This window comes from Echinicola arenosa (assembly GCF_014841125.1).
Lineage (GTDB): Bacteria > Bacteroidota > Bacteroidia > Cytophagales > Cyclobacteriaceae > Echinicola > Echinicola arenosa.
This window is the reverse complement of record NZ_JACYTQ010000002.1, coordinates 248239-263432: the sequence shown is the minus strand read 5'-3', so window position 1 is coordinate 263432 and position 15194 is coordinate 248239. Positions and strand designations below refer to the sequence as shown.

The 15194-nt window shown below is 41.4% G+C and carries 10 protein-coding genes; 8 read left to right on the top strand and 2 right to left on the bottom strand.

Annotation, left to right across the window (positions count from 1 at the left end; translation table 11 throughout):
* Positions 1 to 58: 58 nt before the first annotated feature.
* From IFO69_RS05895 to IFO69_RS05880, 4 genes are all read left to right on the top strand, one after another.
* Positions 59 to 481, top strand: a complete 423-nt coding sequence (locus tag IFO69_RS05895) for a hypothetical protein (protein ID WP_192009155.1) — start codon at positions 59 to 61, stop codon at positions 479 to 481.
* Positions 482 to 659: 178 nt separating this feature from the next.
* On the top strand, positions 660 to 1745 hold the full coding sequence (locus IFO69_RS05890; RefSeq protein ID WP_192009154.1) for an efflux RND transporter periplasmic adaptor subunit: 1086 nt from the start codon (positions 660 to 662) through the stop codon (positions 1743 to 1745).
* Positions 1746 to 1772: 27 nt separating this feature from the next.
* Positions 1773 to 4940, top strand: coding sequence for an efflux RND transporter permease subunit (locus IFO69_RS05885; protein ID WP_192009153.1), 3168 nt, complete (start codon positions 1773 to 1775; stop codon positions 4938 to 4940).
* A complete protein-coding gene (locus IFO69_RS05880) occupies positions 4933 to 6366 on the top strand; it encodes a TolC family protein (protein ID WP_192009152.1) in 1434 nt (477 codons plus the stop codon). The genes IFO69_RS05885 and IFO69_RS05880 overlap by 8 nt, the downstream gene beginning before the upstream one ends.
* A 529-nt stretch (positions 6367 to 6895) precedes the next feature.
* On the opposite strand, the gene IFO69_RS05875 is transcribed toward IFO69_RS05880, so the two are convergent.
* Positions 6896 to 8158 (bottom strand): sensor histidine kinase, encoded by a 1263-nt coding sequence (locus IFO69_RS05875; RefSeq protein WP_192009151.1) that lies wholly within the window; start codon positions 8156 to 8158, stop codon positions 6896 to 6898.
* Between the two features lie 138 nt (positions 8159 to 8296).
* A complete protein-coding gene (locus tag IFO69_RS05870) occupies positions 8297 to 9658 on the bottom strand; it encodes a sigma-54-dependent transcriptional regulator (protein ID WP_192009150.1) in 1362 nt (453 codons plus the stop codon).
* A gap of 333 nt (positions 9659 to 9991) precedes the next feature.
* Between IFO69_RS05870 and IFO69_RS05865 the strand changes: the two genes are divergently transcribed.
* From IFO69_RS05865 to IFO69_RS05850, 4 genes are all read left to right on the top strand, one after another.
* Entirely contained in the window at positions 9992 to 11242 is a 1251-nt protein-coding gene (locus IFO69_RS05865) for an efflux RND transporter periplasmic adaptor subunit (RefSeq protein WP_192009149.1), read from the top strand.
* A 110-nt stretch (positions 11243 to 11352) separates the two neighbouring features.
* On the top strand, positions 11353 to 11706 hold the full coding sequence (locus tag IFO69_RS05860) for a four helix bundle protein (RefSeq protein ID WP_192009148.1): 354 nt from the start codon (positions 11353 to 11355) through the stop codon (positions 11704 to 11706).
* A 268-nt stretch (positions 11707 to 11974) separates the two neighbouring features.
* Positions 11975 to 12664 carry an ABC transporter ATP-binding protein gene (locus IFO69_RS05855; protein WP_192009147.1) on the top strand — a complete coding sequence of 230 codons (690 nt, stop codon included), beginning with the start codon at positions 11975 to 11977 and terminating at the stop codon, positions 12662 to 12664.
* Positions 12661 to 15060 (top strand): ABC transporter permease, encoded by a 2400-nt coding sequence (locus IFO69_RS05850; RefSeq protein ID WP_192009146.1) that lies wholly within the window; start codon positions 12661 to 12663, stop codon positions 15058 to 15060. The genes IFO69_RS05855 and IFO69_RS05850 overlap by 4 nt, the downstream gene beginning before the upstream one ends.
* The last annotated feature ends 134 nt before the right edge of the window (positions 15061 to 15194 follow it).

Here is a 15194-nt window from a genome sequence, read left to right as displayed (position 1 = left end):
TAATTTAAATATATCTACTCTTGACTGAGAAATTATCTTTACGTAGATTTGACGCCGGATGATAAAATTTGTAATCAGATTCCTTCTATCGCTTTGTATTCTGCTCTCTAGTGGATACAGTCAGCTGTATGCTCATCACATACAGGAAGGGATAATTCATGCCGCAGAAGGTGCTTTTGGAGAACTGGATCAGTCCCAAATTAGTGCTGAAATGAGCCATGAGTCTTTTATCATCAAAAAGTCTTTAACAGACAAAACGAAGGACTATGGTCTGGATGTTTTGGAAATTGAAGAAAAGGATGATGAATTCACTGTTTCAAATAAATATTTAGCAGATAGCAGCTACTTTACTGCTATTTTTTATGCGTTCTCTTCTGGATATTTAATCCAATCCATTACCAATGGCTTACACATCAGTAAGCATCTTTTTAATAACTCATCATATAGGATACACCTTGTTTTGCAAGTGTTTGTCATATGATATGAATTTCCCAAGGTGATCATATCACCCCATCCCCTTTAATTACTTATTGATTACCCCAAAATCACCTGGCATCAGTGGCTTTTGTATGCGCTGAATGTCATTGTGTGCCGTATTTGCGCACACCCAATTTCGAAATTAATCAACAAAAACCTTATCGTTTTTAAACCAAATTATTATGAAGAGAACGCTCATGTTTATGAGTTTGGGTGCCTTATTGTGGCATACAAGCTGTTCAACAAAAGGTGAAGCAAAGCACGAAGAAGAGACAGAGTTTCTGGTAACCAGTCCTATTAAAATGGACACCACCCTTACTGAAGACTATGTCTGTCAAATTCACTCTATTAGTCATATCGAGCTACGGGCTCAAGAAAGAGGTTACTTGGAAGACATCCTAGTGGATGAAGGCCAGTTTGTGAAAAAGGGGCAACTGTTATTCCGTATCATGCCAAAACTTTACGAAGCTGAGCTTAAAAGAGCCAAAGCAGAAGTAGAGTTTGCTGAGATCGAATATCAAAATACCAAGTCCCTTGCAGACAAGGATGTGGTGGCTCCTAATGAGTTGGCCATGGCCAAAGCCAAATTGGATAAAGCCAAAGCAGAGGAAGCATTGGCCGAAGTTCATTTACAGTTTACTGAAATCCGAGCTCCTTTTGACGGGATTATTGACCGTTTCCATGTGCGGTTAGGGAGCTTAATTGATGAGGGAGAATTGCTGACTCACTTATCGGATAACAGTAAAATGTGGGTTTATTACAATGTGCCTGAAGCAGAGTATTTAGATTATATGAGCAACGTCAAAAAGGACAGTACCACGAATGTAAGCCTTTTGATGGCCAATAATAAGGTGTTTGAATACCCAGGAAAAGTAGAGACCATTGAGGCAGACTTCAATCATGAGACTGGTAATATCCCTTTTAGAGCAACATTTCCTAACCCCAATGGGCTTTTGAGACATGGGGAGACAGGGAGTATCTTGATGGGAGTGGCTTTTAAAGATGCCATGATCATTCCTCAAAAAGCAACTTTTGAAGTACTGGATAAGAACTATGTCTATGTGCTAGATGAAGAAAATGTACTTCATTCCAGAGCGATCACCATTGCAGCTGAAATGCCACATATCTACATTATTCAAGATGGCTTAGAAGTAAATGACAAGATCTTGTTGGACGGTTTACGGCTGGTTAGAGAGAATGACGAAATCAAGTACGAATTCGTGGATCCCAAAACTGCATTGTCAGAATTGGATCTGTATGCGGAATAATCGGACACCCTAAAACAAACAGAAGCAATGTTTAAAAAATTTATTCATAGGCCTGTATTTGCTATAGTCATTTCGGTCATCATCGTTTTTGTGGGAGGGTTGTCGATTAAGCAATTGCCGATCTCTCAGTTCCCGCAAATTGCACCTACTACTGTAAATATATTCATCGCTTATCCCGGAGCCAGTGCCGATGTACTGGTGAAATCTACATTGATCACTTTGGAAAATTCCATCAATGGTGTTCAAGGGATGCGGTACATGGCAACGGATGCCACCAGTGCTGGTGAGGCTACGTTACGTGTTATTTTTGAACCTGGAACAGATCCTAACCAAGCCGTAATACGGGTAAAGACCAGGGTTGACCAGGTCATGCCCCTCTTACCGGAACTGGTCCAGCGAGAGGGGGTAGTAATTACGCCTATCCAGCCAAGTATGTTGATGTATGTCAACCTCTATGCAAAGGATAAGAGCATGGATGAGAAATTCCTGTACAACTACGCCAATGTGAAAATGATCCCGGAAATCAACCGGATCAAAGGTGTGGCCAGAGCACAGATATTGGGTAGCCGTAGATATGCCATGAGGGTTTGGTTGAACCCTGACCGCATGAGAGCTTATGATATTTCCATTGATGAAGTAATGGAAGCTTTGCAGGAGCAAAGTATAGTGGGGCGTCCCGGTCGTTTGGGTAGAAGTTCCGGGATTGAAGCGCAATCATTGGAATATGTGTTGACCTATAAAGGCAGGTATAATGAGCCGGAGCAATATGAAAATGTCATTATTCGGGCCAATGCAGAAGGGGAAAGTATTCACCTCAAGGATATTGGTAAAGTGGAGTTGGGTAGTGAGTTCTTCGATATTTACTCCAACCTTGATGGTCACCCGTCAGCAGCCATTGTATTGAAGCAAAACTATGGCAGTAATGCCAGTGATGTAATTGAAGAAGTGAAGAATAAGGTGGAAGAAATGAAAGCTTCATTTCCTCCTGGGATGGATTACAAAATCAGTTATGACGTGTCTAAATTTCTGGATGCTTCCATTGAGCAAGTGATTCATACTTTGCGGGATGCCTTTATTTTGGTAGCCTTGGTAGTATTCATATTCCTTGGAGATTGGCGATCGACATTGATTCCTATTCTGGCGGTGCCCGTCTCCCTGATCGGGGCATTCTTTGTGATCCAATTCTTTGGGCTTTCGATCAACCTGGTGACACTCTTTGCTTTGGTGCTTGCAATTGGTATTGTGGTCGATGATGCGATTGTGGTGGTGGAGGCTGTCCATGCCAAGATGGAGGAATTCCCTCATCTAACCCCTTACCAAGCTGTAAAAAGAGTTTTGGGAGAAATCAGTGGTGCGATTATCGCGATTACCATGGTGATGGTGTCTGTATTCTTGCCGATTTCCTTTATGTCTGGGCCGGTAGGTACCTTCTATCGTCAGTTCTCTATTACGATGGCCAGTTCCATTGTGATTTCTGCATTGATTGCCTTGACACTTACGCCAGTATTGTGTGCCATGTTGCTAAAGAACCATCATGGCCATGAAAAGAAAAGCAATATCCTTACCAGATCATTGGATAAATTCAACAGTGGATTTGACAAGCTGACTGGAAAGTATGTGGGATTGCTCAAAAAGATTGTAAACAGAAGGTGGCTGACCTTTGCGATTTTGTTGGCTTTTGGCGTGGGGATCTTTTTAGAAAACCAAGTATTGCCTTCTGGATTTATTCCTAGTGAGGATCAGGGTACGATTTATGCCATTATCCAAACCCCTCCAGGTGCCACTTTGGAAAGAACCAACCAGGTTTCCCATAAGTTGCAGGAAATATGTGAGGAAATAGATGGCGTAGAATCAGTATCCTCATTGGCTGGTTATGAGATCATGACAGAGGGTAGGGGATCCAATGCAGGTACCTGTTTGATCAACCTTAAACCATGGTCTGAAAGGGAACATTCCGTGAAAGAAATCATGGAAGAACTGGAAGAAGAATCCAAAGGTCTTGGAGCAATTGTAGAATTCTTTGAGCCGCCGGCCATTCCAGGTTTCGGTTCATCAGGTGGTTTCTCTATGCGTTTGTTGGATCAGACAACCAATACTGATTATCAGGAATTTGATAAAATCAATAAAGAGTTCATGGACAATTTGGGCAAGAGAGAAGAGTTGACAGGTTTGTTTACCTTCTTTGCTGCCAACTATCCTCAGTATGAACTGGAGATTGATAATGAACTGGCCATGCAGAAAGGTGTATCTATTGGTAAAGCCATGGAGAACCTCAATATTCTGATCGGTAGTACTTATGAGCAGGGCTTCATTAAGTTTGGTCGTTTCTTTAAAGTATATGTTCAGTCTGATCCAAAATTCAGAAGGCTTCCATCGGATGTACTGAACCTCTATGTGAAGAACGATCATGGAGAGATGGTGCCATATTCTGCCTTCATGAAATTGAAGAAGACGCAAGGGCCAAACGAGGTGACCCGCTTCAATATGTACAATTCAGCAGCCATCAGAGGTTTACCAGCAAAGGGTTATACCACTGCCGATGCGATTCAGGCCATTCGGGAAGTGGCTGCTCAAACTTTGCCAAAGGATTATGACATAGCCTGGGAAGGATTGTCCTATGATGAATCCAATAGAGGAAATGAATCATTGTATGTCTTTTTGGTGGTACTTGTGTTTGTGTACTTTGTATTGGCTGCGCAGTATGAAAGTTTCATCATTCCATTGGCAGTGGTCTTCTCACTTCCAGTCGGGGTGTTCGGTTCCTTTATGCTGCTTAAACTGATGGGCTTGGATAATGATATCTATGCGCAGATTGGTCTGATCATGTTGATAGGTCTCTTGGGTAAAAATGCCGTGTTGATCGTGGAATTTGCCGTACAGAAACGACAGCAGGGTGCGAGCATCCTTGATGCTGCGATTGAAGGTGCCAAAGTCCGTTTCCGACCAATCTTGATGACTTCTTTTGCTTTTATTGCAGGCTTGATTCCGTTGATTATTGCAACTGGAGCGGGAGCCATTGGTAACCGTACGATAGGTGCCTCAGCCCTTGGAGGAATGTTGTTCGGTACAGTGTTCGGGGTAATTATTGTTCCTGGCCTGTACTATATATTCGGTAAACTGGCAGATGGCCGTCACCTGATTCAAGATGAAGATGAAGTCCCTTTAACTGAAGAATATGACCATGAAGATGCTTAATAGAATAGTAAATATATGTATGGTGGTGGCAGGATCGACTATGTTGTTGTCGGCCTGTAAAACTCCATCAGTAGTGGAAAGGGCTGCTAATACGGACGTGCCTGTGAGCTTTAATGGCTCACAGGATACGGTCAATGTTGCCAAGGTCCAATGGGCAGATTATTTTACAGACCCTCATTTGAATGCCTTGATTGATACTGCTTTGAAAAACAATCAGGAATTGAATGTGATCATGCAGGAAATTGAAATATCGAGAAATGAGGTAAGGGCCAGAAAAGGGGAGTATTTGCCTTTTGTGGACATCAAGGCCGGAGCTGGTGTAGATAAGCCAGGAAGATACACGAGCAGAGGAGCCAGCGAGGCCACCACTGAAATTGAGCCCGGTAGGGAAATGCCAGATCCTTTGCAGGATTATATGGTAGGAGCCTTTGCTACTTGGGAACTGGATGTTTGGGGCAAGCTACACAATGCCAAGCGTGCAGCAGTGGCCAGGTACCTTTCTTCAGTAGAGGGAAGGAATTTTATGGTGACCAATTTGATTGCAGAGATTGCAAATTCCTATTACGAATTACTTGCGTTGGATAATCAGTTGGAAATTGTAAAGAGGAATATTGAGATCCAGAGTAATGCGCTGGAAATTGTCAAGCTGCAGAAACAAGCCGCCCGAGTGACGGAACTGGCAGTGAGAAAGTTCCAAGCAGAAGTGTTTCATACCAAGAGTCTCCAATATGATATCCAACAGGAAATTGCTATCACAGAGAACAAAATCAATTTCTTAGTTGGTAGATATCCACAGCATATAGAAAGAAGTCCTCAGGCTTTCAGTGATTTGGTACCTAAAGCCGTTCAGGCAGGAATTCCATCACAGTTGTTGGAGAACCGCCCTGATGTAAGGCAGGCAGAAATGGAGCTGGAAGCTGCCAAACTGGATGTAAAGGTAGCCAAGGCTCGGTTTTACCCTTCCTTAGGAATTTCGGCGGGGATAGGTTTTCAGGCATTTAACCCTTCCTATTTGATCAAAACTCCAGAATCTTTGTTGTACTCCTTGGCGGGGGATTTAACCGCTCCCTTGATCAACAGAAATGCCATCAAAGCGGATTATAAAAGTGCCAATGCAAAGCAGATTCAAGCCATTTTCAATTATGAGAAAACCATCTTGAATGCTTATGTAGAAGTATCCAATCAGCTGGCTAAAATCAATAATTTAGAACAAAGTTATGATTTGAAAGCCAAGGAGGTGGAGGCACTGACCCAATCCATAGATATCTCCAATAATCTTTTCAGATCGGCTCGGGCTGATTACATGGAAGTGTTGTTGACGCAAAGAGATGCTTTGGAATCAAAATTTGAATTGGTTGAAACCAAAAGGGCGCAAATGAACGCATTGGTCAATGTCTACCAGGCTTTAGGTGGAGGTTGGAATTAATGCAATAATGCCAATGTGTTCGTAGCTGTTCAGTTCAAGATTAATTTATTATAGACTGAATAATTGATGTAAAATCCTCAAGGCCTTTGGCTTTGAGGATTTTTTTGTATTATTCTTAGTTAATTGTCGATATGGGATCAAGCATTTTTTTGGGGAGCAGAGGAAGTGTCCATAGTCATTCCCTTGATAACACTATACTTAACTACGAGTATTACATAACTCTTTTATAGTAGAAACACGGCTAATACACGGGTTAAACACGAGTTAAACACGGCTTAAATAGGGGTTAAATATAGGTTATACTAGAACGTTAAAAATGTTAAATTTTAATATGATCATCCAGTTTTTACACACAAATTACGCAATCTCACGCCAACTGGGTAAAGTAAGCCTATTCATCCTCATATCTTAGGAATTTGTAATTCCCGTTCACTGATTGTTTTGTTAAAGAAGTCTAAATGTATATTCCCTTATCTGTGGATTTTAAGTATAGCCAAAAAGCGGACATCAGTATAATTGAAAATATTCATTAGCCCAATCCCTGCTGGAAATGCAGTGAAAAGATTGTTTTGACCTGTGGTTTAGACTTGACCTCTATACTGCCATGATGCAGCTTCATGATATGCTTGGATAGGCTTAGCCCAATTCCTGATCCGTCTTTTTTGGTGGTAAAAAAGGGGACAAATATTTTTTGGAGCATACATGGTGAAATTCCGGGGCCATTATCACTCACCATAAGTGCGAGCCGACCTAGCTCATCTTTCTCTCCTGATAATTCAATCTGCCCATTGTCCTGATCAGCCAGTGAATGAATGGCGTTTTTGATCAAGTTGAGCAGCACTAGGGTGATTAACTTTTCATCGGCATAAACCTCTAATTCCTTAGGGGCAATGGTTGTTTTGAAGGAAATCCTATCTACACTATCTTCTTGGCTGACCAGTATCCTGACGGTTTCGAAAATGGATCTCACGTTCAGCAGCTTTTTGTCTGGTTCAGGGATTTTGGTCAATGTTCTGTAAGAATCGGTAAACTTCATTAAGTTGCTCCCCTGGTAATTGATGGTATCCAGGGCCTTGACGGCTTGCTTAACTTTTTCTTGGGTGATTGATGCTGGTTTGACCAATTCTCCGTCTTTTTTGAAATATCCCAAAAGGGTTTCGGAAATAGAGGTAATAGGGGCAACAGAGTTCATGATTTCATGAGTCAGCACCCTGATCAAGCGTTGCCATGATTCGACTTCTTGGTTATCCAGTTCCTTGTGGATATTCTGAATGACCACGATGAGCAGATTTTCCTCTTTGAGAATTAGTTTTCTAGCCTTGGCAGTGAGATGAATACTTTCTCGTTCATTGGGTATTTGGATCAATTTCTGATCGAAGCTTTGTTGCTTTTGAAGGGTTTGGAAAAGGCTTTCACTGATAGGCTGAAGCTGTTGAATGTGTGTCAGGTGTGGATAATTCAATAGCTGCCTGGCTGTTTTGTTCGAGTGAATAATATGTCCGGTTCCATTCAAGACAAGGATTCCTGTTTCGGCTTCTTCCAGAATGGTTTGGTAATATTGTTCCTGTTCTTTGATATTGATTTTGGCCTCCTGAAGGAGCTTGTTTACCCTGTTTAGGCTTGAATTGAGTTCTCGGATGGATCTTGTCTTAATGTCATAAGGAAAGTTGATGGTGGAGTCATTGTTTTCAATGGCATTGAAGAAAAAGGCGATTTTACGGTTGGTTTTGTTTAAAAAGCGGATAAGCCAAACCGTTTGAAAAAGTATGATGACAGCAATATATAGGCTCAAAGTATATTCGCCTATTATATAAAGATGGGCAAATAAAAGCGAGGAGGCTAGGAGCAGAAGGACCCTTAGGCAGATTTGAAAGTAGAGGTGTTTGCTGGCCATGAACAGTGATGGTTTTCGTTTAAAATTGATAAAAAATCAAAGACCATAGCGTTTGGTCTTATTATAGAGGGTCTGTCTGCTGACGCCCAGCTGTTCTGCTGCTGCAGTATAATTTCCATGATGTCGGGATAGGGCATTGGCAATCATATCCCTTTCCATATCTTCCAAGGTCATTTCCAACTCGTTCAGTGCTGGGTGTGACCGTTGCTTTAGCAGTATATCTTCTCCCTGAAGAATGCTTCCCTCACATAAAATTACGCTGCGTTCTATGGTATGCTGCAGCTCGCGGATATTCCCCGGCCAACTGTAGTCCATCAGTTTCTTCTGGGCATTTTTATGGATGCTCAATGCTCCTTTACCATACTTGGAACCATATTTTTTGGTGAAGAAATTGGCCAGCAATAAAATGTCCTCGCCACGCTCCCGAAGTGGTGGGACTTCGATATGGATGGTATTGATTCGGTATAGCAAATCTTCCCTGAAATCTCCATTGCTTACCATTTCGTCCAAGTTGCTGTTGGTGGCACAGATCAAACGGATATCAATGGGAACAGGCTTATTGCTACCTACTTTTACAACTTCCCTGTTTTGAAGGGTACTGAGCAGTTTGGATTGTAGGGGATAAGAAAGATTGCCTATTTCATCCAAAAATAGCGAGCCTCCATGTGCGGCTTCGAATTTGCCTGTCCGGTCTTCTTTGGCATCTGTAAAGGATCCCTTCACATGTCCGAATAGTTCACTTTCAAAAAGGCTTTCCTGTATGGATCCCATGTCCACTCCCACAAAGACCTCATTGGCCCTTGGTGAGTTGCGGTGGATCTCTTGGGCTATTAATTCTTTGCCAGTACCATTTTCACCTGTTATCAGTACATTGGCGGTGGTTTGGGCTACTTTGCGAATGATGGCGAGCATTTCTTTGATCGCATTGGATTCTCCGATAATAGGCTGTTGCTTTTGACTGATCAGGCTTTTAAGGTTGGCCTGATTTTTTTTGAGATTTCCCACTTCTTTTCTGGATTGCCCGAGTTGATATGCCGAGCGGAGTGTGGCAAGTAATTTTTGGTTGTCCCAAGGTTTGAGCACAAAATCCACCGCCCCTTCTTTCAGTGATTTGATGGCCAAATCCATGTCACCATAGGCCGTGATCATAATTACCGGAAGTTCAGGTGCTTTGGCCTTGATTTGCCTCAGCCAATATAGTCCTTCATTTCCTGTATTGATCTCTGCAGAAAAGTTCATGTCCAATAGTACAGCATCATAGCTATCCAGGTCTCCTATTCCGGTGATCTTGTTGGGGTTGGAGATACTTGTAATGCAGGAGTATTCCTCTTCCAGAAGAAATTCCAAGGCATTGAGTATTGATTTGTTGTCATCTACGATTAAAATTTTCCCTTCCATATATCAGTCAAAAAGATCGATGGTTAAAACTAAAAATAATGTGGGGCGATTGGGAAGCAGTGTAAAATATTTTGACACATTTTCGTCCATAAATTTTACACAACGCATTACTGGTAGTAATGGGGAGTTGGTTAATGTGTTGGTGTTAAGCTGTTTGTGTTTTTTGGCATGCCAATGGAATGTGGGGATAGGAAAAGTACAGGGCTTATTGATATATAAGGAACAACTGACTATTTTTTTGAATTCATCCAGAAAGCGGTTTTACAGTAGAGTTTTGCCGTTTTCTTGGGTGAACATATTTAGAATAGGAGTTTAATTGGAAACCAATGGACAATGGACAGGAAGATTGAGAAGAAGAAAGGACTAAGGCTCAAGCATGTTGTTGTGGGTGTGGGTAGTTTGTTATTTCTGGGTATGCTGCTGACGCTGTTATTTGGCAGTTCTGCTTCTACCTATCGCGTCAATAAGGAAAATATGAGTATTGCCACTGTGGTTTCAGGTGACTTTGATGATTATATCAATATTTCCGGTCAGGTTAAGCCTATTAGCACCTATTACTTACATGCCTATGAGGGGGGGAGGATTGTAGAAAAATACCTGGAAGAAGGGGCCTTGGTAAAGGAAGGAGATACGATCATGAAATTGGAAAACAGGAATCTTCATATGGAAATTCTCAATGTGGAGGCTGATTTTGTTTCCAAGCAAAATGATTTGCGTCAAACTAAATTTAATTTTGAATCTGATATGGTCATCAGTGAGACCAATAAAATAGAGGCGCAATACCATTTGAGAAAGGCGAAGAGGAATTACGAACAAGAGCAATATATGTTTGACCGTAACCTCATTTCAAAGGAAGAGTATATCGAAGCCAGGGAGAATTATGAGTTGGCCAAAAAAAAGATGGAGGTGAGCTTGATCAAATCCCAGCAGGATTCCCTGGCCAAACTGAATACCATCAAGGAGCTGGATGCTGATCTGGAAAGGATGAAAAGAACCCTAGATATGGTCTACGAACGATTGGACCATCTCCATGTAAAAGCACCAGTGGCAGGACAATTGGCCATGCTTCAGGGTGAACCCGGACAGCAAGTTGCTGCTGGAAGCCCGGTTGCACAAATCCATGATTTGTCAGATTACAAAATCGAATCCTGGATAGATGAGCACTATATTGATCGTATCACTGCTTTTTTGAGTGGAAAGATCACTAAAAATGACAGTGCTTATGCATTAAAGATCAAAAAGATTTATCCAGAAGTAAAAGAAGGGAAGTTTAAGGTGGATATGCACTTTTCGGGCGCTAAGCCTGCTCTCATCAGGAATGGCCAGAGTTATTATATCAATTTGGAGCTGGGAGATCCTGAAAAGGCACTTATAATTCCTAAAGGAGCCTTTTTTCAAAGTTCCGGTGGGCAATGGATCTATGTCCTGGATCCTGCAGGGGAGTACGCCTACAGGAGAAATGTGAGGATAGGCAAGCAAAATCCCAAGTACTATGAAGTGCTGGAAGGCTTAGAAGTCGGGGAAAAAGTAATTATTTCGGGCTATGAAGCCTTTGGGGACAATGAGCGTTTGGCATTGGAGTGAGGGAGAGGGGAGACGGAGGACTGGAGACGGAAGTTTGAAGACTGAAGAAAGTGGTTTTAATATCTTTAGGATGAATAAACCTAGTTCTTAATTTTTAAAATAGACATAGCATGAAATTCAAGTTTGAAAAATTAATTGTTTGGCAGAAAGCCATGGAATTGGGTGAAGAGGTAAATGGGATAAGTTCTAAGTTTCCGAAAAAGGAAATGTTCAATCTTTCATCCCAGCTATTGAGGGCGGTAGATTCTGTGGCTTTGAATATTTCCGAGGGCGCAATTCTACAATCTAATCCTGAGCAGAAGAAATTTATGGGCTATGCAATTCGATCACTTGCCGAAGTGGTGACCTGTCTCCATAAGGCCAGAAGAAGAGATTATATTACAGAAGAGGAATTTGAAAGGTTCTATCAAAAGTCTTTTGATTTGATGAACATGATGATTGCCTTCAGAAACGGGATTAAATGAGGATGGGGGATGGAGGACTGAAGATAGGGGACGGGAGACGGAAGATGGAAGACGGAGATGAGGAATTAAAAATGAAGAATGAAAAATGAGTTCCAATAGGAACTAGAGAATGATGAATGTCCAATGTAGAATGAGCAGGTAGATATGAGAATGGGATTGAAAATCCCTGTTATTTTCAGGTCCGCATTGCAAATGCAGACCAGCTGACTTCTGTCTCCCGTCTTCCGTCTTCAAACAAAATAAAAAAACAGTACAAAACCATACCACTATGATAAAAGCAAACAACTTATCCAAAGTTTTTAGGACCGAGGAAATTGAGACCACGGCACTGAACAATATTAACCTGCATGTGAAGAAAGGGGAGTTTTTGGCCATTATGGGTCCTTCAGGCTGTGGCAAGTCTACCTTGCTCAATATTATCGGGCTTTTGGATAATCCCAGTTCTGGGGCGTACCTCTTTGATGGAGAAGAGGTGGGCAGTCTTAAAGAAAACAGCCGCACCAAGCATAGAAAAGGCAATATCGGCTTTATATTTCAGAGCTTTAACCTGATCGACGAGTTGAATGTATATGAGAATGTAGAACTGCCTTTGATCTATCTTAAACTGGGAGCAGCAGAGCGGAAAAAACGTATCCACGAGGTGCTCAAAAGGATGGAAATGGGACATCGAATGAAGCATTTTCCCAAGCAGCTTTCCGGTGGTCAGCAGCAAAGGGTGGCCATAGCCCGGGCCTTGGTGGCCAATCCCAAGCTGATCCTTGCCGATGAACCTACGGGTAACCTGGATTCCAAAAACGGGCAGGAAGTCATGAACCTTTTGACTGAGTTGAATAAGGAAGGAACGACCATCGTGATGGTGACCCACTCCCATCATGATGCGAGTTTTGCCCATCGGGTCATCAATCTTTTTGATGGTAAAATCGTGACCGAAAACCAACAAATACCCACCACAGTATGATCCTGCATTATATCAAATACGCTTACTGGAATTTTATCAACCAAAGGCCTTATAGCTTTATCAATCTTATTGGATTGAGTTTGGGCATGTGGATCGTATTTCTGGCCTTATTGATGGTAACCCATCATACGGGTTTTGATACCTTCCATAAAAACTATAAAAATATCTATAGGGTACTGACCACTTCTACTGAGGATAAGCAGAATATTAGCGGATATACTAATCCTGCCGTGATTGGGGAAATGTCGGAGACTGTCCCGGAAATTATAAATTACAGTAGGTATGCATATCAAATGATCAATATAAACGGTGTATTAGCGCATGGCTACACTTGTTTTGCAGATCCTGATATAGTGGATTTGTTTACCTTTCAATTGCTCTATGGGGATTTTGGCCAGTTTAATAAAGCCTCCAAAACCATGGTTGTTTCCGCGTCCTTTGCTAAAAAGCATTTCAAAAATATTGCTAATGCCACTGGGCAATTTCTTGATTTAAGTGAACGGACAGGAGGGAAAGAACAAAAGGAAGCTTATAGGATTGTAGCAGTTTTTAAAGACTTTCCTGTAAAGTCTACGTTTCGTCCAGATTTGATAGTTCCTATTGAGAATTCGAGTCGGTATAAATATGCCAGTCAATCTGAAAACAGGGGAGATGAAAGGTTTAATGCGTATTTGACCTTGAAAACTGATGCTGATATAGAATGGGTGGAACAAAAAATAAATGAAATTGAGCAAGATAAAAGTAGATTCAAAACAGTTTTTAAGCTTCAGCCGTTGGAGGATGTTCATTTACATTCTGGTGAAATTACCTGGAGCAGAGCAACACAGTCTGTAGAAGGGATCTTTCTTTTTGCTGGAATTGGTGTGCTCGTGCTGATCATTTCCCTGCTCAACTTTATGTTACTTTATTCAGCTATTTCTGAGCGTAATACCAAATCAATGGCCCTTAGAAAAGTGATGGGGATGGATAAAATGGATACCCTAAAGATAGTATTTATAGAATCGCTTTTAATATGCTTGGTTGCAGGTTTTATAGGTGCTTTTCTTCTACATTATTCCCTTGGGTATATCAATGAGTTTTTACGTGATCAGTTGGTATTATCCATAAATGAAAACTGGTCCTTTTTTGTGATTGCCATAGCCTTGATTTTTATTACTGCATTTTTGACCAGTATTTATTTTTACCGTCATATAAGTCGGCATGGGGTAATAGAAGTGTTGGAAAAACAGGCTTCCCCGCGACATAATCTGTTCTTTGGGAATGGGGTAGTTTTGGCCCAGCTGGTGATAGTTACAGCCATGTTGGTATTTTCATTTGCTTATTACAAGCAGTTGGACTTTATGATGAACCAAGGTAAGGGCTTTAATACGGATAAGGTGATTCATGTCTATCGTAATATGCAGGGGACAAGTTTGTTGGAAGATGTGATTTTGCAGCATCCGGATGTAAAGGGAATTGCTATTGGAGAGAGCTTGCCAGTGTATGGCTCTAGCCAAAAAAGTGTAGTTGCTTTAAAAGATGCTCCTACCCAGGAGTTTGTTCTGGAGTTTATGAATGTAGATGAAAATTTCATCCCACTCTATGAAATCCAATTAAAGGAAGGTAGAAATTTTTCTACAACATTTACTACTGATGCAACTGAGTCAATCATTATTAATGAAGCGGCAGCCAAGCTCATGAACTTAAAGCATCCAATAGGGACAGTTACGAATAGTGGAACTATCATAGGGGTAGTGGCAGACTTTAAGTTTGAAACATTCAAAAAGACCTTGAAGCCAATGTTTTTCAGAATGATCAACAAAGCCCAAGTAATAGGGCCGGTAACTGTTAAGTTTAGTACAGAAAGTAAACAAAGTTTTGTCAATGGCTTAGAGGATTTGCTGGAAGAAAACCAGTTTTTTGTAGCAGAAAGTCATCCGGATATATGGCAAACTGGAAAAGGTAATGGGGTTTTTATTGAAAAGGATTATGTGGAGAGAACGATGAGCTATATGTATGCTGATGAAAAAACGCTTCAGAAAGTGGTAAGCTTTTTCACGCTAATGGCCATTCTGATCAGTTTGATGGGAATTGTGGGCATGTTTTTATATAAGACCGAAAGACATGCCAAGGAAATAGGTATCAGAAAAGTAAATGGGGCTTCGGTCAAGGAAATCCTGCTAATGCTGAATGGGGACTTTGCGAAATGGATTGTTTTGGCTTTTGTGATTGCCTGTCCAGTGGCCTATTATGTGACACAAAAGTGGCTGGAAAACTTTGCCTATAAGACCACACTGGACTGGTGGATATTTGGCTTGGCAGGTTTGCTGACACTGGTAGTGGCTTTACTGACGGTGAGTGGGCTGAGCTATCGGGCAGCGATTACCAATCCGGTGAATGTGCTGAAGGATGAGTAATGATCGGTTTAGGGTAAAACATTAAGGCATTAAGTTCATTAAGGGTTTATTAAATGTTTACAAGTAGTAGGGGTGGGATCTGGTATGGGAGATTGATCCAAGTCATGTGGCATGAACTATATTAGGGCTTCACT